This window comes from Streptomyces sp. BB1-1-1, from assembly GCF_031597775.1.
Taxonomy (GTDB): Bacteria; Actinomycetota; Actinomycetes; order Streptomycetales; family Streptomycetaceae; genus Streptomyces; species Streptomyces thinghirensis.
In genome coordinates, this window is the sequence record NZ_CP134203.1 from 8,211,538 (window position 1) to 8,229,767 (window position 18,230).

The following is an 18,230-nucleotide window of genomic DNA, read 5'->3' on the forward strand; positions in this document are numbered from 1 at the left end:
CTTGACTTGAGGTCAAGCCTCATCAGGACGACACTCCGTAACAGGAGACCATCGCGGCCGCGCGGTCGCGCAGGGAGGCGCGCAACCACTGCGGGTCCAGCACTTCCGCGTCCGTGGTGAGCTGCCACAGCGCCCACTCGGCGTGTCGTGCGTCCTGGTAGATCACCTCCAGCCGCGGCCAGCCGTCCGCGTCGGGTTCCTCGGCACGGACGGCCAGCGCGGTGCTCACCAGTTCCTCCCTCCGCAGCGGGTTCACCCGTACCAGCACGCTGACTTGGTCGCCCTCGGACAGGAACTGCGCGCAGCGTTCCCGCCAGATCCGGTCCAGATCGACCTGGTTCGGTCGCTCCGCCGGTTCTGGGAGTTCCTCGGCGGCCAACATCCGCGACAGGCGGTAGGTGCGGTCCGTGCCGGATCTCGTGGCCAGCAAGTAGCCCCTGCCGTGCACGGTGACCAGACCGATCGGGTCCACGGTGCGCCACTGCGGGGCCTGGCCCGTGGCCGCGTAGTGGATGCGCAGCTTGTGGCCGACGAGCACCGCGCGCCGGACCTCGATCATCGTGGGGTCGGGCAACTCCTCGGTGGGAAGGCGGCGCGAGAGCAGGTCGGTCTCCGGGTCGACGAGCAATCGCCGGGCCGCGTCGCTCGCGGTGTCGCGATGGCTTTCGGGCAGCGCGTCGGCCACCTTGCGCATGGCCGACGCGAGCGCCGAACCGAGGCCGAACACCCGCTCGCCGCGTCCCGAGCCGGCGACCAGCAAGGCCAGGGCCTCGTCGTGATGCAGTCCGGTGAGATCGGTCCGGAAGTCGGGCAACAACGCGAATCCGCCGCGCCGCCCGCGTTCGGCGTAGACCGGGACGCCGGCTGCGGACAGCGCCTCGATGTCGCGCAGCACGGTGCGGGTGGACACCTCCAGTTCGCGGGCGAGCGTGGCCGCGGTCAGCCGACCGTGTCGGCGCAGCAGAAGCACCAACGAGATCAACCGGTCGGCACGCATCCGAGCACGTTAGCGGAATACATGACCAAGGACGTCGTCATTCGCAGGGAGGCTTGTCGACGTGATGCCGAGGACGGTGGTTGCGGAGTCCTCGGACGTACGTACTGCTGCCGGTGAACCGAATGGAGCTGATGTGGCAATGGAGCGATCGACGGTCAACCCGTGGACGTGGTCGGTGGACATGGGTTACAACCAGGGTGAGATCGTCTCCGGGGCCACCCGGACCCTGTACTGCTCCGGGCAGGCCTCGATGAGTGGCGAGGGCAAGCCTCAGCACGCCGGTGACATGGCGGCGCAGTTGGCGCTGACCATCGACAATCTGGAGGCCGTGCTCGGCGAGGCCGGCATGTCCCTCGCGAACCTCGTCCGGCTCAACGTCTACACCACCGACGTCGACGGGCTCTTCGAACACTACGGCCTGCTGGCGTCGCGGTTGGGCGCGGCCGGAGTGGCACCGACCACCACAATGCTCGGGGTGGCACGGCTGGCGGTTCCCGACCTGATGGTCGAGCTCGAGGGAACCGCCGTCGCGTGACACGGCCTCGCGACCGCTCGTAGCGAGCGCGTCGGCCGGAGACCGGCGAACCAGCCCTCGACGGGCAGGGCTTCGAACCACTGGAAGCCCTGCCCGACGGCCGCCTTCCCCGGTCGCCTGACGGCGGGGGAGGAAGACCTGCGCAGACGCCTTCCCGAACCCGCCCATCGCGAGCCTGGGCCACCGAGAGGCTGCGCCTTTCAGCCCACCCGAGCCCCGCGACGCCGGCAAGATCCAAACGACAGGCCCTAGCGGCCTTCCCGCCTGCTCCGGCCCGGGTCACCACGCCTCGATGACCGGCGCGCCGGATCCGCGCCGCCGCCAGGACTCGCTGAGGCGCGCCAGCCGGTCCGCGGCGGCGATGCCGTACAGGGACGCGACCTTGCCCTCGCGCACTTCGAACGCCACGGCGCCCACCACCCGGCCCTCGATCACTGCCAGGACGGCCGGGGCGCCGTTGATCCACGCGATATGCATCGCAGGCGAGCCACCGGCCAGCCGCCGCTTCGCCGGAGTGGGCCTGAAGCCGGCCCGCACGTAGGAGGCGACGCGCTCGCGCGTCCTGTACCGCAGCAGCCGCCTGGCCAGTCCGGCGCCGTCCGAGACCGCCGTCACGTCGTCGGTGAGCAGCGCCACCAGTCGTTCCGTGCGCCCTGACGTGGCGGCGGCGACGAACTCCTCGACGATCCGGCGGGCCGACGCGGGGTCGGCCTCACCCCCGCGGCGGCGCTCGGCGGTGACCCGGCCCCGGGCCCGGTGGACGTGCTGCTGGCTCGCGGACTCGGTGATGTCGAGGATCCCGGCGATCTCGGCGTGGCTGTACGAGAAGGCCTCACGCAGGACGTAGACGGCCCGCTCGACCGGCGAGAGCCGCTCCATGAGGGTCAGTACGGCCAAGGCCACCGATTCGCGCTGCTCGAAGGTGTCGGCCGGGTCGAGCATCGGGTCACCCGCCAGGAGCGGCTCGGGCAGCCAGGCACCGGCCGCCCGCTCGTGGTGCGACTGCGCCGAGCGGAGCCGGTCGATGCAGAGATTGGTGACGACCTTGGTCAGCCACGCTTCCGGCACCTCCACCCGTTCGTGATCCGCGGCCTGCCAGCGCAGGAACGTGTCCTGTACGGCGTCCTCGGCGTCGGCGGCCGAGCCGAGCAGCCGGTACGCGAGCGAGGCCAGCCGGCCCCGGCTGGCCTCGAAACGATCGACGGCTGCACTGTCCATGCGCGACAGCCTATGCGGCGCCCAGCACACCGGACCGCTCAGGCGTGGTGACCAGGCGACGCTTGCGCTTGGGCATGCCGAAGGTCGGGTGGGCGATGCCCCACCCGGCCCCCTTGAGCACGCCCGACTTGAGTCGCGCGGCGGTCCGGCCGCCGAGGTACCAGGACTTCGACCGGACGTCCCCGTCCACCATCTGGAAGATCGCGTCCCGCCGCCCGAGGCTGATGTGGTTGCCGTGGTACTTCAGTCCGGTGGTCGGGACGTCGCCGCCCGTCAGGCGCGCGATGATCGCGGCGGTCGCCTGCATGTTGGTGAAGCCGGCCGAGGCACAGGACATCGGCAGCGGCCGGCCGTTGTCGCCGATCGCGTAGGCGCAGTCGCCGGCGGCGTAGACGTCCGGGTGCGAGACCGAGCGCATGGTGCGGTCGACGACGATCTGCCCCGTCTCGGCGACCTCCAGGCCGCTGGCGGCCGCGATGGGGTGCACGGCGAACCCGGCCGACCACACGGTCACGTCGGCCGGGACGGAGGTACCGCCGGCGGTGATCGTCCGTGTCGGCTCGACTGCTTCGATGTGGGTGTGTTCGTGGACGGTGATGCCGAGCCGGTCGAACGCCCGGCGCAGGTGACGGCGGGCCCCCGGCGAGAGCCAGGTGCCCAGCTCGCCGCCGGCGGCGAGCGCGACCGAGAGGTCGGGCCGGGACTCGGCCAACTCGGTGGCCGTCTCGATGCCGGTCAGCCCCTCACCGACGACCAGCACGGTGCCGCCCTCGTCCAGGCCGGCCAGGCGCTCGCGCAGCCGCAGCGCCGAGGAACGGCCGGTCACATCGAAGGCGTACTCGGCCGCCCCGGGGACGCCGTGGTGGGCGACGGAGCTGCCGAGCGCGTAGAGCAGCGTGTCGTACGCGAGCTCGCCGGGCCCGTCCTCGCCGGTCACGGCGACGGCCCTGCGCTCCGGATCGACGCCGGTGACGCGCGCCAGGCGCAGCCGCACCCCGGTGCCCGCGAACACGTCGGCGAGCTCGCGGAACGCGACGTCCTGGCCGCTCGCGAGCTGGTGGAGCCGCATCCGCTCGACGAAGACGGGCACGGCGTTGACGACGGTGATCTCGGTGTCGGCGGGGGAGAGCCGGCGGGCCAGGTTTCCGGCCGCGAAGGCCCCGGCGTATCCGGCGCCGAGTACGACGATGCGGTGCTTCATGGCGTTGCTCCCTGTCTCGTTCGCGTGCCCCTTGAACGAGATGGCGTCCCGATTGCTGACAGGAGCCGGATGTGACGTGGGTCACCAGCCTGGCACGGGCGACTGAGCCCGGGCAGGTGCTTGGCCGCGCCGGGGCCCGTCCCTACCGGGAGATGGGCAGCAAAACCCCCTGCTAGGGTGCGCCGATGTCTTCGATCAAGCAGTTCCAAGTCACCTTCGACTGCGCGGAACCCGAGCGCCTCGCGCGCTTTTGGTGCGAGGTGCTCGGGTACGTCGTGTCGCCGCCGCCGAAGGGGTTCGCCACATGGGACGACTTCGATCGTTCGCGGCCGCGTGAAGAACGGGGTTCGTGGTTCGCATGCGGCGATCCCTCCGGTGCGGGCCCGCGACTGTTCTTCCAGCGCGTTCCCGAAGGGAAGGTCGTCAAGAACCGGGTGCATCTCGACGTGCGGGTCGGCACCGGGCTCGTGGGCGAGGAGCGCCTCGCCGCACTCGAAGCCGAGTGCGCACGCCTGATCCCGCTCGGCGCGGTACGCGTGCGGCTGCTGTACGACGGCAACGACTCGTGCATCGTGATGCAGGACATCGAGGGCAACGAGTTCTGTCTCGACTGAGCCTCCGACTCGGATCGGCTCGGATCGGATCGGCTCGGATCGGCTCGGCTCGGATCACTAGAGCAGATCGCGGGGCACCGTCTCGTTCCAGGTGCGCGAGAACACCCGTCGGCCGCCTTCGTACCCGTCCAGTGTCGCGTCGACGAAGAACCGGCCTTCGTCGCAGGTGAGACGGGTGTGAGTGACCACCCGTACGTTCCAGTCGTCGCGCCGGAAGTCCATGGTCCACGTGGACTCGCCGCTCACGGAGGTGAAGTCGTCGGCGACGGAGGCGTAGCGTTCGTGCGCGCGCCGGCCGACGTCGAGACCGATGTCCTCGAAGCGGACCGTGCCCCGGTCCTTCACCGTGTCCAGCTCGGAGTGGTAGCCGACCAGGTCCCGCTTGACGTCCCACCGTTCCTCCGGCGGTGTCACCGTCGTGGTGTTGATGGGCGGGGTGCCCTCGGCCTCGCCGAACGGCGCGGCCAGGGTGTCGTCGGCCTTCTCCGGGGGCCGGACGGGGAGGGTGAGCGTGCTGGAGTGCTCGTGGACGCTGAGCATCGCCGGCTTCGGCGGCGGCCAGGCGAGCGGCCAGTAGGAGGTGGACAGGGAGAGCCGGATGCGATGGCCGGGCGGGAAGCTCTGCGCCACTCCGTTGAGGTGGACCGTGGCGCGGTAACGACGGCCGGGCACGAGGGGCTCGGGCTGCTCCGCGCTGTCCAGCCGGGTGAGATTGAGAAGGCCGTAGGTGACCCGGGTGGCCGCTCCGTCCGGGCGGACGTCCGACAGCCGCGCGGCCACCATGGCGACCGGTTCGTCGGCCGACAGGTCGAGGTCGAGGGTCGGCGAACCGAGGATCTCCACCCGTTCGGTGAGCGGGGCGGTCTCGAAGACCAGTGAGCCGCCGTCCTCCTCGCGCTGGTCGTAGGGCAGGTCGGGGGGTGCGTTGTAGGAGGCCCACTTGCCGGCGAACTGCCCGACGGACAACGGGGACCGCACGGTCAGGACGTCGCGATCCTCGGCTCCTCCTGTCCCGCCTGTCTCTTCTGTCCGTTCGCTCGTGACTTCGGCCGTCTCGGGAGCCGTCTCTCCGTCCAGCGCGCCGGGAGGTGCGATCCGGTGCCCGATGAGCGGGTGCGTGACCGGGTGGACGTGCGGGGACGGCCAGCGGGGTTCCGCCACCCAGCGTCCCGGCCGTTCCTCGTACGAGGTGGACGGTGGGACGCTGTCCTGCATCCACGTCCGCAGCATCGGACCGTCCATGACGCCGTTGTCGACGCCCTTGAGCCAGTGGTCCCACCAGCGCACGACTTCTTGCAGGTAGCCGATGGCGGGGCCCGGCTCACCGAGGTGGGGGAACTTGTGCGACCAGGGGCCGATGAGCCCCTTCCTGGGCACGTCCAGGTGGGCGAGCAGCCGGGTGACCGCGTTGGAGTAGCCGTCCGCCCAGCCGCTGGAGGCGAGCACCGGGCAGCGTACGTCCTGGTAGTTCTCGGCGACCGAGGCGTGCCGCCAGTATGCGTCGAGGCGTTGGTGGCGCAGCCACTCCAGGACCCAGGGCCGTGCGTGTTCGAGGCGTTCGTGCCACATGTCCCGCCAGCGGTCGCCGGCCACGGCCGGGTCGGGGGGACAGGTGGCGTAGGCGAACATGGTGCCCGCCTCGGCCAGGTTGTCCGACAGCATGGCTCCGCCCATGTAGTGCATGTCGTCGGCGTGCCGGTCGTCGGTGAAGGACGCGATGACGATGGCCTTCAGGCTCGGTGGCCGCCGGGCCGCCACCTGGAGGGCCGCGAACGCCCCCCAGGACAGGCCCATCATCCCCGTGGTGCCGTCGCACCAGGGCTGTTCGGTGAGCCAGGCCAGCACCTCCTCGGCGTCGCGCTGTTCGATCTCCAGGTACTCGTCGCGCAGCACCCCCTCCGACTCGCCGGTGCCCCGCAGGTCGACGCGGACGCAGGCATAGCCGTGCCCGGCGATGTACGGGTGGTGGATGGAGTCGCGTTCCGCGGTGAGGTCCCGCTTGCGGTACGGGATGTACTCCAGCACCGCCGGCACGGGCTCCTGATCCGACGACGTGGGCCGCCAGATCCGCGCCGACAGACGGACGCCGTCCGACATGGGGATGACGACGTGTTCCTCTTCCTTCGTCGTGTACGGCAGGTGGGTCACATGACGCATGGTCGGTGCTCCTTAACCTCGCGCTCCTTCGGACGGCTCGTCGAAGGTGAGGCCCAGGGCAGCGACGCACTGGTCGTACTTTCTGCGCAAGTCCTGTTCGTCGTCGCCGCCGGTGAAGATGTGTGCGAGTTCGTAGCTGTAACTGTCCTGCTGGGAAAGGTCGGAAAGCCGCTGGCCGGGCTCGGGCATGACCTCGATCCGTACGCCCGGTATCTCGCTCTCGATGCGGGCGATGTCCTCGGGGGAGGGCACGCGGCGCACCACTCCGTCCGTGAACCACCGGTGGTACCACTTGGCCGCCATCGCGTACGGGCCCTGCCGGTGGGGCATGCGCGGGTCATCCCCGAGGGCGAGGGCGACCATGGGGTGGTGGTTGGGGACACCGTCCACGTACTGGAACAGCTCGGCGTGCGACTGCGAGTGGCGCGGATTGATCTCCAACAGGCTGATGTCCTGGCTGCCGGGGTCGTAGAAGTACTCCACGCTGAACGTCGCCGAGTCGAAGCCGATCCGGCGCATCACCCGCTCGGTGACCTCGTGCAGCCGGGCGACGACCTGCGGGGGCAGCATGGACGGGTACTGGTGACGCAGGAAGCACGGCGTGTCCGGATAGTCGATGGAGTCCAGCGTGCCGTAGACGGTCACCTCCCCCTCGTGCACGTAACCCTCCACCGCGACCTGCACACCCGACAGCGACTCCTCGGCGAGACACACGCGGCCACCGACACCGTCCATCTCCGGCGGCAGCTCGACCTGGTCGAGGATGTGCTCGAAGGGGCGGCCGATACGGGAGATGCCCTCGCGTATCTCCGCGACGGCCGCCCGGAACTCCTCCTCGTCCCCGACCCCGAAGGCGAGTTCGGACGAATAGGACAAAGCGGGCTTCAGCCACATCGGGAACCGCACGCCGTCCGGGGGACGCGGCGGATCCGCCTCCAGGTCGACGCGGCCGAAGCGCGGATGCCGGTCCGTCACCTTCTGCTGCTTGAGCCTGCTCCAGTACTTGTGCTCGCACTTGACCACCGACTCGAGGCTGGTGGTCCGGGTGCCGTACCGTTCGCCGAGGATCGGGACGAGGGTGCTGACCGGGAAGTCCCAGTAGCCGACTATCGCGTCGATGCTTCCGTCGAAGGCGTCCAGTACCTTCTGTGCCTTCTCCACGACCGCTGGTAGCGACACCTCGCCGTCCTGCAGCTCCTCCACCGTCAACAGGCCGTGGAAGCGCAGTGAATCGGCGCCCGGTACGGCCTGGAGTGTCGGAAGGTTGGCCTCGTCGAGACCGACCACGAAGATGTTCTTGACATTGTCCTCAGACACGACTCTCCTCTCTCCTCCCAAGATCGACGGGGTACCCCTCCACGGCGCGGGCAACCATCGGGCGGAGCCACGTCGGAACTCCCGCTCAGCGGCGGGGGCCGGCGGCGGCGTGCAGGTGGCCGGGGGCGGCGCCGGCCCTTCCGGCCCTGGTCGTTCGCCATCTCGTGCACGTGGTCGGCGCCCAAGTGGTCGTCGCCCGTTGGCCCATGGGGAAGCGGATCACCGCGTGTGTCCCCGTCGGGCCTGAGCAGTGCACGCGGCGCGAAGAGTGACGCCGACGTGTTCTCGGTGCGGTGGCCGCACGCAGGCCGTGGCCCGGAGACGGATAACGGTCAGACGGTCGTCCGATCGGTCGGCCGGTCGTCGCGGCGCGAGCGGATCAGCGCCTGGCGGCCGAGGAACACGGCGCCCAGGCCCAGCGGTATCGCTGCGACGGCGCCGACGAGCCCGTTGCCGGTGCCGGGGCCGCCGCCGGCGGTTGCCACGTGCAGTACCGCGAGGATCGTGCCGACCGCCCCCACCGCGATGGCCGACATCCCGCCGGTGCGCGCGTTGCCGGTGCTGATCCGGCCGCCGGCGCGGGTCAGGGCCGGCCAGCCGATGGCCAGGCCGAGCAGCCCCACCCCGAGGGCCAGGTTGGCCCCGGTCCGCCCGTCGCCGATGACTCCGCCCTCGACGGCCGCCATCAGCGTTGCTGAAGCACTCATGCCGCTCTCCTCCTTCTCCGCCGCTGATCGCGACGTTCGACGGGCTCGAGCATGCGCGCCGTTCTCCCTGCCGGTCGTCCGGCGGACGCGGGCATTTGCCGCTGCCGCCGCTGCGGCATCCACGTACCGCGGACGCGGCAGGCGGCGCGCGGATACCGCACACGCGGTAGCCGACCGGTCGTCCGTGGGCCGGACTCGCCCACCACCGCATCGGGCTACGGTGCACCCATGGACAAAGGACGGTTCGCTGTCCCGGCCGGGATCATCGACTGGTCGATCGCCGCGGGCGTGACGGCGCTGCTGCTGAGCAGCGGGCCGGCCGGTCCGCATCCCGCCGGGGACCGCGAGCTGCTCGGCACCGTTCTGCTGGCGGCCGGCGGGCTGGCGCTGGCCGCGCGCCGCCGGGCACCGCTCCTGGTCCTGGCCGTCACGGGACTGTGCGCGGCGGGCTACCAGGCGACCGGGTTCGAGGTGCTCGCCGTCTCCTACCTGGTCGCCGTCTACGGCGCGGTACGCGCCGGGCACCGCGCCGTCACACTGGCCGCCTCCGTCGGCCTGCTGGCGGTGCTGCAGCTCACCGCCCTGGTCTTCGAGGACGGGCCCGCGCGTGAGCTCGTGACGCAGGCCCGGAACACCCTGGAGATCGCCTGGCTGATCGCCGCGTTCGCCGCCGGAGAGGCGGTGCGGCAGGCCGAACGGCGGGCGGACGAAGCCGAGCGGACCCGTGAGGAGACCGCGCGACGTCGGGCCGACGAGGAGCGGCTGCGCATCGCGCGGGAGCTGCACGACTCGCTCACCCACCAGATCTCGGTCATCAAGGTGCAGTCCGAGGTCGCCGTCCACGTGGCCCGGAGGCGGGGCGAGCAGGTGCCGGAGGCCCTGCTCGCGATCCAGGAAGCGGGCCGGGAGGCGAGCCGGGAACTGCGCGCGACCCTGGAGGCGCTGCGCGACGACGACACCACCCCGCCGCACGGACTCGACCACATCCCGGACCTGGTGAAACGGTTCCGAACGACCGCCCTGGAGACGACGCTGGCGATCGAGGGCCGTCCCCACGCCGTGCCGGCCGCGGTGAGCCGGACCGCTTACCGGATCGTTCAGGAGTCGCTCACCAATGTCGCCCGGCACGCCGCCGCCACCACCGCCTCGGTGCTGATCGACTACCGGCCGGGCGCCCTCGCCATCCGCGTCGACGACGACGGAAAGGCCACCCCGAGCCCCGCGCCGACGTCCGGCCTCGGGCTGCTCGGCATGCACGAACGCGTCACGGCCCTGGGCGGCCGGCTGCGCACCGAGCCGCACAGCGCGGGCGGCTTCACCGTCCAGGCCGAACTCCCCACGAACGGAACGTCGTGATCCGTGTCCTGCTGGTCGACGACCAGCCGCTCATCCGCAGCGGCTTCCGCGCGCTCCTCGCCCTCGAAGACGACATCGAGGTGGTGGCCGAGGCAGCCGACGGCCAAGAGGGCCTGGCGCTGGTCGAGAAGCAGCTGCCCGACGTCGTACTCATCGACATCCAGATGCCCGTCATGGACGGCATCGAAGCGACCCGGCGCATCGCCGCGAACCCGGCCCTGGCCGGGGTGCACGTCGTCATGCTGACCAACTACGGCATGGACGAGTACGTCTTCGACGCGCTGCGCGCCGGCGCCGCCGGCTTCCTCGTCAAGGACATCGTGCCGGAGGACTTCCTGCACGCCGTACGCGTCGCCGCCCGCGGTGACGCCCTGCTCGCGCCCGCCATCACCCGCAAGCTCATCGACCGGTACGTTACCCAGCCGCCCCCCGCCCGCGCCCGCGGCGGCCTGGAGGAACTGACCAGCCGCGAGCGTGAGGCGGTCGCCCTCGCCGCACAGGGCCTGTCCAACGACGAGATCGCCGCCCGCCTGGTCATCAGCCCGGCGACCGCCAAGACCCACATCAACCGGGCCATGGCCAAACTCCACGCCCGCGACCGCGCCCAGCTCGTGGTCCTCGCCTACGAATCAGGCCTGGTCACCCCGCGCAACGCCTGACCCGAGCGCGATCCGCGCTGTCGCGCACGAGCTCAAGCGGGCGGTCCGGCCGAAGACCGCACGCCGAACCACTGCTCGGCACCGTACGCCTCGAACCGCTCCAGCTCGGTGAACCCCAGCTTCGCCGCGAGGCGCATCGAGCGGGCGTTGGCCGTCTGGGTGTAGAGCACCACCGGCTCACCGGGCAGCGCGCCGGCGAACCAGTCAAGTGCGGCTGTGCACGCCTCGGTGGCGTACCCGCGCCCCCACGCCTCCGGCAGGAACAAGTAGCCGAGCTCGGTCTCCCCGGCCTCCCGTCGCCCGGCCGGACGCTCGGGGTCCTGCGGGTCGAGCTGAATGGTGCCGACAGCCGCCCCGTCGAGTTCGACCACGAAGAAGCCGGGGCGCCGTCCGGGCACCTCGGGCACCGTACGTTCGAGCTCGGCGCGCGGTCGAGGGCCACCGAGATAGGTGCCCACCTCCGGCGAGGCGTTCAGCTCGATGACCGCCGCACGGTCCCGGGCCTCCGACTCGCGGAGTACGAGCCGCTCGGTCTTGATCGGGGCAGGCGGCCAGGCGAGGGGTCTGAGGTCAACCATGCCGGCCAACCTAGCCACCGGGCTCGGAAGCGATCAAGGCTCGCTGACCGGTCGACTTCCCGACTCCGCGCCGACGACCTCCTGAAGATCACCTGCTTGCTCTCAACCGCACTTGAGGTCGTACGTTCCCTGTATGACCCGCGGAGCGCGCAGGCTCCGCACCGAAACGCAGGAGGGACACCCCATGGCGACCCAGCAGATCTCCGACGCCGAACTCGCCGGACAGCCCGCCGCGTACTGGACCGGCGTCGCCTACGAGGCGCTCATCTCGTACGCCCGGGCCCGGCAGGCCGAAAAGGGCTACACCCAGCCCCAGTTCTGGCTGTTGCGCAACCTGTCGAGGAACGACATCTCCCCCGACGGCGAGGGTATGACCCTGTCCGAGCTGCGGGAGGCCATGACCTCCTACGTCCGCCCCGAGGACGATCTGGCGGCGGAGGCCGAGGTGCTCCTGGAACGCGGCTGGCTGTCCCGGGACGCAGAGCACCGCCTATGGCTCACCGAGGAGGGGGAGAGGGCCCGCGTCGACCTGGCGCGCAACGCGCCCGCGATCCGCGCCGCCCTCCATGAGGGCATAGACGACGCGGACTACGTCACCACGCTGAAAGTGCTCCGGCGACTGATCCGCAACGCGGGCGCGACGGTCGCCTGACAGCGCGGAGCCCCCGCCGCTGTTGTCCGACGGGAGCTCCGGGGTGTGCGGCTCAGTAGATGTTGGCGTCGACCTCGTCAGTGCCGTCCCCGCGTGCCGCGTTGATCTGGGCGCGCAGCGAGATCTCGTCGTACACGCGGTACTCCCGCACGATCCGGCCGTTCTGGATCAGGAACTGGGAGACGCCGAGCACGGTCACCGGCTGCCCGGTCAGAGCGCCGAAGGTGGGCGTGCCCCGGTACGTGCCATGCATGGTCCACATGACGGCGACGCGCAGACCCGCGTACCGCTCGTTGTAGTTCGCCTGGACGTCACGGACGGCGAACCGCGCGTCCGGGAACGGGCCGACCATGGCCAGCAGATCGGCCTGGTAGCGCTCGGGGCGGATGACGGTGCGGTCGCCGATCGTGTGCAGGAACAGGTCGCGGTCCATGTAGTCATGGACCTTGTTCAGGCGCCGCTGCGACCACACGTCCTCGATGAACTCCAGCACCATCTCGCACTCGGGACGGAACTGGTCGGGGCGCTCCCCGCTGTCACCGACCCGGAGCACCTCCTTCGGAGCGGCCTCGGTCATCGACCCGGTGTACCCCTGGAAGCGCAGCCCGCGGGCGACCTCGTCCGGGTCGAGCCCCAGCTGCAGGCAGTCCGCGAGATCGTCACGGACGACCCACTCCTCGACCATCCGGCCCCTGCGGTAGAGGCAGTTGGCCACCGTGCGCTTGCGGACGGGCACAAGGCGGCCGTCCTGCAGGTGCTCGTCGGCGGAGAAGACCAGGTGCGAGCTGAGGAACGCGTCGTCGCCGCGTGCCTCCCACACCACGTCCTCGGCCTGCCCGACGTGACCGGGTACCGAGGCCATGCGCATCGTGCTGCCCTCGATCACTCCGTCGCGTCCGACGACCGTGCCCAGGCTGGTGTGGACGATGGAGTCCGGTTCGTAGTTCTCGACGATGTGGTCGATGTCGCGGGCCACCCAGATGCGGTCGGTCACCTCACGGATGAAGTCGTCCGGGTCCGCGTACGGCTGGTAGGCGATGGGGTCGAGCGGCATGGTGGTTCCCTCTCTCGATGTGCCGGTTTCTCGGTGTCCCGGCGTGCGTATACGTATGTGACGACTGACGACTCAGCGGGCGAACTTGTCGGCCCCCAGCTGACTGCGGTACGTCTCCGTCATGAAGCAGGTCACCACCACGAGGCCGAGGAGCGCGCCGGCGGCGAGGTAGGCGTAGACGGCGTAGATGGTGTCGAAGGTGTTCACGAGCAGGGCCGCCACGAACGGCGTGATGCCCATGAACACGGAGAACGAGCTGTTGTACGCGATCGCACTCGCGCTGAACCGGGTCCGCGTGGCGAAGAGTTCGGCCGCGCAGACCGTGACGATGCCCGTGAGGAAGAACTCCGGGACGATGTAGATGAGCTGGCTCGCGACGGCGGCGCCGAACGTGCCGCCCTCGCCGACCCTGAACGCCAGCGGCACCAGGACGAGACAGGCGACGGCCCCGGCGATCAGCATCGGCTTGCGGCCGATGCGGTCGGAGAGGATGCCGGCCAGCGGCAGCAGCGGAATGAGCACCGCCACCGAGATCGCGTTGGACGCCAGCCCCATCCAGCGGGGCAGACCGAGCGTGCCGGTCAGGTACTCCGGATAGAAGGTGACCCAGGTGTAGGACAGGATCGCCAGCATGATGGAGGCCCCGCAGAAGACGAGGATCGGCCGCCACTGCGAGCGCAGCGCCTCTCGGACCGGCGCCTTCACCACGTCGGCGCCGTTCTCGGTCGCGCGGACGAACTCCGGCGACTCCGAGATGTGCCGGCGCAGCCACATCCCGACCAGGCTCAGGGGCAGCGCCAGGATGAAGGGCAACCGCCAGCCCCACGACTCCAGAGCGGGGCCCTGGATCAACCAGCTGGTCAGCGCGGCGGTCCCGGCCCCCGCGAGGATGCCGAGGAAGCAGCTGTTGGAGGCGAACGAGGTGTAGTAGGCGCGGCGGTTCGGCTCCGCCCACTCCACGACGAACGCCACCGCGCCCACGTACTCGCCGCCCGAGACCATGCCCTGCACGACGCGCAGCAGCAGGAGGAGCAGCGGGGCGAGGATGCCGACCGCGTGGTAGGTGGGCAGCAGCCCGATCAGCGCGGTCGTGACGCCCATGAAGACGATGGTGTAGAGCAGTGCCTTCTTGCGGCCCACCCGGTCGCCCCAGCGGCCGACCAGCGTGCCGCCCAGGGGACGGAACAGGCAGGAGATGGCGACGATCGCGTACGTGCTGATGACCGCTACGCTCTTGTCGGTCTCGGGGAAGAAGACCGGGGCCATGATCGGGGCCATGTAGCCGTAGAGGCCGTAGTCGAACTGTTCTACGAAGTTACCGATGCTTCCTGCGCCGATGGCGCGACGTATCGCCTTCCGCTTCTGCGCGGTGTCCTCTGGGACGCCGACGGCGGCGGTGGGTGGCGCTGCAGCGGACATGGCTTCTCCGATCGCGCGGATGAATAGAGATGCATACGTATGAAATCGATGAACTGCGGTGAACGTTAAGGAGCGTCCGGGGTGGCGTCAAGGGGTGTGCGGAGCGGCCGGAACGGAGGGTTCCTCAGTCGGGTGTCGGTGGCACGAGTGAGCGGAAGGTGTCCATGAGGACGGCAGCCATGTTGAACAGCATCAGCTGTGCGCCCGCCTCCTCGGCCCCGCGGGCGGCCGTCGCCGACGGCACGATCGTCATCACGGCCCGCCCCGCCGCACGCGCGGCCCGATGGGCGCTCCGGGTGAGACCGTCGATGACGTCCTGGCCGGGGAAACCGCAGTCCGCCGCGAGGTCGGACGGTCCCACCAGGACGGCGTCCACGCCCTTCGTCGCGGCGATCTCCCCGGCCGCGGCACAGGCCCGCTCCGTCTCGATCATCGCCACGACCACGGTGTCCTCGCCCGCCGACAGATGCTCCCGCGCCGGCACGGTGCCGAAGCGCCCCGCTCTGCTGTACGTGGCGAAACCGCGCTGCCCCAGCGGCGGGTAATGGTCCGCGGCGACGGCCCGCCGGGCGTCCTCGGCGCTGTCGACGTGGGGGTGGATGATGCCCGCCGCGCCGAGGTCGAGACAGCGCAGGGCCAGTGCCGGTTCGGCGGTGCCGACCCGTACGAGAACGTCGACGCCCTGCGCCGCCGCGGCGGTCAGATGGTGCTGGAGCGCGGTCATGTCGGCCGGCCCGTGCTCGCAGTCCAGGACCACGTAGTCGAGCCCCGCGACACCCGCCATCTCGACGAGCGTCTCCGACGGCAGCCGCAGCAGAGCGCCGTACAGCCGCTCCCCGGCCCCGAGCCGCCCCTTGAGCGACGGGCGCCGCCGGGGCACGCGCGGCGTCATCGGGCCACCATCCCGGCCGACAGGTCGATGTCGGCCCCGCACAGCCCCGGCATCCGCAGCATCGCGGTCACGGCCGAGCCGACCTCCGCCTCGGTGACCATCCGCCCCAGCGCCGACCGTGACACGAACGCGGCTTCGGCCTCGGCGTAACTGCTGCCCGTGCGCTCCGCCTCGAGCCGGAAGTTGCGCTCCATGCGAGGGCCGGAAACCGGGCCGGGGGACAGGGAGTTGACCGTCACGCCGAGTGGCCCGACCTCACCGGCGAGCGTCGTCGTGAGCCCGATGACGGCCATCTTCGACGCGCAGTAGGGCGTACGCCGCAGCAGGGGTCGCTTGCCCGACACGGAGGCGACGTTGATGACGTCGCCGGCCCCGCGCCGGGTCATCGGCGGCAGGAAGGCGCGGCACATGAGGAACACACCGCGCACGTTCACGGCGAAGACCTCGTCCCACTCCTCGGGGGCGACGTCCGCCAGCGCCGCGACGGGCCCCGCGACCCCGGCGTTGTTGACCAGAATGGAGATCTCCTCGTCCGCGAGCTGCTCCGCGAGCGCCTCCACGTCGCCGGGCCGGGAGACGTCGCAGACGTGGTGGTCGACGCCCGGGCCGAGCCGTGCGGCCGTCTCCTTGAGTGTGCGTTCGGTGCGGCCCGTGATGACCACGCGCGCCCCGTCGGACAGCAGGGACCGGGCGATGGCGGCGCCCAGGCCGTTGCCGCCCCCGCTCACCAGCGCGGTGCGGCCCGCGAGCGGGGCCGTCGTGCCGGTCACGCGCCCGCCTCCTCGTTCCACGGCAGCGCGGCGCCGCCGTACTTGGCCGCGCGGACGTCACCCGAGCGCGCGTGCCCTTCGAACAGTTCGACACGTGCGGCGCGTCCGCACACCTCACCGAGCAGCGCGGAGGAGGACGTGTCGGTCACCTCCTGGTACGTCACCGTCTTGAGGTACTTGCCGACCCACAGCCCGCCCGTGTAGCGGGCCGCGCCGCGGGTGGGCAGCACATGATTGGTGCCGATCACCTTGTCGCCGTACGAGACGCACGTGCCCTCGCCGAGGAACAGCGCCCCGTAGTCGTGCATCCGCTCCAGCGCCTGGCGCGGGTTCTCGGTGAGGACCTCCACGTGCTCACTGGCGTAGGAGTCGGCGGTCGTGAACGCCTCGTCGAGCGAGTCGACCACGACGATCTCACCGTGGTCGCGCCAGGCCGGCCCGGCGAAGTCCCTGGTGGGCATGGTGGGCAGCAGGCGTTCGATGTGCCGCTCGACCTCGTGGCCCAGGTCCTCGGAGGTGGTGACGAGGACGGCGGGGGAGTCGGGCCCGTGCTCGGCCTGCGACAGCAGGTCCACGGCGACCACGAAGGGGTCCGCGTGCTCGTCGGCGACGACCAGGATCTCGGTGGGACCGGCGAACAGGTCGATGCCGACCTCGCCGAACAACTGCCGCTTGGCTTCGGCGACGTAGGCGTTGCCCGGGCCCGCGATCATCGGCACCCGACCGATGGTCTCCGTGCCGACGGCGAGTGCCGCGACGGCCTGCACTCCGCCGAGCAGGTAGATCTCGTCGGCCCCCGCGAGATGCATCGCGGCGACGGTCGCGGCCGGGATCTCGCCCCGGATCGGCGGGGTGCAGGCAGCCACCCGCGAGACGCCGGCCACCTTGGCCGTCACGATCGTCATGTGGGCGGACGCGGTCAGCGGGTAACGGCCGCCGGGCACGTACGCGCCCGCGCCGGAGACCGGCACGTGCCGGTGGCCGAGGCGCACGCCCGGCAGCGTCTCGATCTCGATGTCGTGCATCGAGTCGCGCTGCGCCTGCGCGAACGTCCGTACCTGCTCCTGCACGAAGCGGATGTCGTCCAGGACGGTTCCGGGCACGTCGGCGACGATCCGCGCGATGTCGTCCTGGCACAGCCGGAACGACTCGGGGCTCCATCCGTCGAACTTCTCCGAGTACTGGCGGACGGCCTCGTCGCCGCGCTCGCGGATGTCGTCGAGGATCCCGGTGACGCGCTCGGCGACGTCCGCGCGGGCGGCGCGGACCTGACCGGCGGGGACGGCGGACTTCAGGTGGTGGGGCATGGCGGCTCTTTCGTATGGAGGGAGGGAAGGGGTGGGGTGAGGGCGGTGGAGCGGAGGGGCCGGCCCGCCCGCGCGAGACGGTGGCCGACCTGCGCGGCTGTCACGAGGCCGTCGAGGACCGACGTGAGCGCATCCGGCCGCTCCCACGGCAGGAGGTGCCCGGCGTCCGGCACCGCGTGCAGCCGGGCACCCGGGACGGCGTCGGCGATGGCCCGGTGGAAGCCGGGCGGGCACAGGGCGTCGCGTGTGCCGCACACCACGGCCGTGGGGCAGCGGGCGGTGCGCAGGGCGGCGAGGGCGTCCCGGCGGGTGGCCTGCGCGGCGAGCTGGGCGCGTGCGGCGCGTGCGCCGACCGAGCGGGCCATGCGGCGGTAACGCTCCGCGAGGCGGTCCGGCGCCGGGTCCCGGGCGAACATGCCCGGCAGGGTCCGCTCGACCACGGCGTCGAACCGGCCCTCGCCGGCCAGCTCGTCCAGCGCGCGCCAGGCCGCGTACTGCTCGGGGCGCGGCGCCCCCGCGTTGGTGGAGACGAGGCACAGCCCGGCGACTCGCTCGGGGGCCCGGCGCAGTACCTCGAACCCGACGATGGCCCCGAGGCTGAGCCCGACCAGCACGAACCGGCCGGTCGTCGCGGACAGTACGGAGTCGGCCAGCTCCCCGACGGACGGCTCGGTCAGCGCGATGTGGTGCACCGGGTGCCCGTCCGGGAAGCCGACGTCCGACCACAGGCTCGCGTCGCACAGCATGCCCGGGACGGTGACCAGTGGCATCGGCCCGTCCGAAGGGGCGGGGGAGGG

Annotated in this window: 18 protein-coding genes; 5 read left to right on the plus strand and 13 right to left on the minus strand. The window is 71.3% G+C overall.

Annotation, left to right across the window (positions count from 1 at the left end; translation table 11 throughout):
* Nucleotides 1–22: 22 nt before the first annotated feature.
* Nucleotides 23–997: a WYL domain-containing protein gene (locus tag RI578_RS37695; RefSeq protein ID WP_310875290.1), complete on the minus strand. Its 975-nt coding sequence runs from the start codon at nucleotides 995–997 to the stop codon at nucleotides 23–25.
* 139 nt (nucleotides 998–1,136) lie between these two features.
* On the opposite strand from RI578_RS37695, the gene RI578_RS37700 reads away from it, so the two are divergent.
* Nucleotides 1,137–1,532, plus strand: coding sequence for a RidA family protein (locus RI578_RS37700; RefSeq protein WP_310875291.1), 396 nt, complete (start codon nucleotides 1,137–1,139; stop codon nucleotides 1,530–1,532).
* 279 nt (nucleotides 1,533–1,811) lie between these two features.
* Here RI578_RS37700 and RI578_RS37705 read toward each other — a convergent pair whose 3' ends face one another.
* Nucleotides 1,812–2,750, minus strand: coding sequence for a sigma-70 family RNA polymerase sigma factor (locus tag RI578_RS37705; protein WP_310875292.1), 939 nt, complete (start codon nucleotides 2,748–2,750; stop codon nucleotides 1,812–1,814).
* Between the two features lie 10 nt (nucleotides 2,751–2,760).
* Nucleotides 2,761–3,951, minus strand: coding sequence for an FAD-dependent oxidoreductase (locus tag RI578_RS37710; protein ID WP_310875293.1), 1,191 nt, complete (start codon nucleotides 3,949–3,951; stop codon nucleotides 2,761–2,763).
* A 185-nt stretch (nucleotides 3,952–4,136) separates the two neighbouring features.
* Here RI578_RS37710 and RI578_RS37715 point away from each other — a divergent pair, with 185 nt between their 5' ends.
* Complete coding sequence (locus RI578_RS37715; protein WP_121750914.1) at nucleotides 4,137–4,565, plus strand: VOC family protein; 429 nt, start codon at nucleotides 4,137–4,139, stop codon at nucleotides 4,563–4,565.
* Nucleotides 4,566–4,622: 57 nt separating this feature from the next.
* Here the strand turns inward: RI578_RS37715 and RI578_RS37720 are convergent, their stop codons facing one another.
* From RI578_RS37720 to RI578_RS37730, 3 genes are all read right to left on the minus strand, one after another.
* A complete protein-coding gene (locus RI578_RS37720) occupies nucleotides 4,623–6,722 on the minus strand; it encodes a CocE/NonD family hydrolase (RefSeq protein WP_310875294.1) in 2,100 nt (699 codons plus the stop codon).
* Nucleotides 6,723–6,734: 12 nt separating this feature from the next.
* A complete protein-coding gene (locus RI578_RS37725) occupies nucleotides 6,735–8,039 on the minus strand; it encodes an ATP-grasp domain-containing protein (protein WP_310875295.1) in 1,305 nt (434 codons plus the stop codon).
* 332 nt (nucleotides 8,040–8,371) lie between these two features.
* Nucleotides 8,372–8,746, minus strand: coding sequence for a DUF6223 family protein (locus RI578_RS37730; protein WP_310875296.1), 375 nt, complete (start codon nucleotides 8,744–8,746; stop codon nucleotides 8,372–8,374).
* A 228-nt stretch (nucleotides 8,747–8,974) separates the two neighbouring features.
* Between RI578_RS37730 and RI578_RS37735 the strand changes: the two genes are divergently transcribed.
* Together RI578_RS37735 and RI578_RS37740 are read left to right on the plus strand one after the other, a co-directional pair.
* Nucleotides 8,975–10,102: a sensor histidine kinase gene (locus RI578_RS37735; protein ID WP_310875297.1), complete on the plus strand. Its 1,128-nt coding sequence runs from the start codon at nucleotides 8,975–8,977 to the stop codon at nucleotides 10,100–10,102.
* Nucleotides 10,099–10,761, plus strand: coding sequence for a response regulator transcription factor (locus RI578_RS37740; RefSeq protein ID WP_310875298.1), 663 nt, complete (start codon nucleotides 10,099–10,101; stop codon nucleotides 10,759–10,761). The genes RI578_RS37735 and RI578_RS37740 overlap by 4 nt, the downstream gene beginning before the upstream one ends.
* Before the next feature lie 32 nt (nucleotides 10,762–10,793).
* Here RI578_RS37740 and RI578_RS37745 read toward each other — a convergent pair whose 3' ends face one another.
* Nucleotides 10,794–11,339: a GNAT family N-acetyltransferase gene (locus RI578_RS37745; RefSeq protein WP_310875299.1), complete on the minus strand. Its 546-nt coding sequence runs from the start codon at nucleotides 11,337–11,339 to the stop codon at nucleotides 10,794–10,796.
* A gap of 184 nt (nucleotides 11,340–11,523) precedes the next feature.
* Here RI578_RS37745 and RI578_RS37750 point away from each other — a divergent pair, with 184 nt between their 5' ends.
* Nucleotides 11,524–11,991, plus strand: coding sequence for a MarR family winged helix-turn-helix transcriptional regulator (locus tag RI578_RS37750; protein WP_310875300.1), 468 nt, complete (start codon nucleotides 11,524–11,526; stop codon nucleotides 11,989–11,991).
* Between the two features lie 52 nt (nucleotides 11,992–12,043).
* On the opposite strand, the gene RI578_RS37755 is transcribed toward RI578_RS37750, so the two are convergent.
* The 6 genes from RI578_RS37755 to RI578_RS37780 form a co-directional block, all read right to left on the minus strand.
* The gene (locus RI578_RS37755) at nucleotides 12,044–13,045 is read right to left on the minus strand and encodes an ester cyclase (RefSeq protein ID WP_310875301.1); all 1,002 of its coding nucleotides are present in this window, start codon (nucleotides 13,043–13,045) and stop codon (nucleotides 12,044–12,046) included.
* Between the two features lie 72 nt (nucleotides 13,046–13,117).
* Entirely contained in the window at nucleotides 13,118–14,464 is a 1,347-nt protein-coding gene (locus tag RI578_RS37760) for an MFS transporter (RefSeq protein ID WP_310875302.1), read from the minus strand.
* 124 nt (nucleotides 14,465–14,588) lie between these two features.
* Nucleotides 14,589–15,356 carry an aldolase/citrate lyase family protein gene (locus tag RI578_RS37765; RefSeq protein WP_310875303.1) on the minus strand — a complete coding sequence of 256 codons (768 nt, stop codon included), beginning with the start codon at nucleotides 15,354–15,356 and terminating at the stop codon, nucleotides 14,589–14,591.
* Nucleotides 15,353–16,126 (minus strand): SDR family NAD(P)-dependent oxidoreductase, encoded by a 774-nt coding sequence (locus RI578_RS37770; protein ID WP_310875304.1) that lies wholly within the window; start codon nucleotides 16,124–16,126, stop codon nucleotides 15,353–15,355. The genes RI578_RS37765 and RI578_RS37770 overlap by 4 nt, the downstream gene beginning before the upstream one ends.
* Nucleotides 16,123–17,433 (minus strand): histidinol dehydrogenase, encoded by a 1,311-nt coding sequence (gene hisD, locus RI578_RS37775; protein ID WP_310875305.1) that lies wholly within the window; start codon nucleotides 17,431–17,433, stop codon nucleotides 16,123–16,125. Before hisD ends, RI578_RS37770 begins: the two co-directional genes overlap by 4 nt.
* Complete coding sequence (locus RI578_RS37780; protein ID WP_310875306.1) at nucleotides 17,418–18,203, minus strand: alpha/beta fold hydrolase; 786 nt, start codon at nucleotides 18,201–18,203, stop codon at nucleotides 17,418–17,420. The genes hisD and RI578_RS37780 overlap by 16 nt, the downstream gene beginning before the upstream one ends.
* Nucleotides 18,204–18,230: the final 27 nt, after the last annotated feature.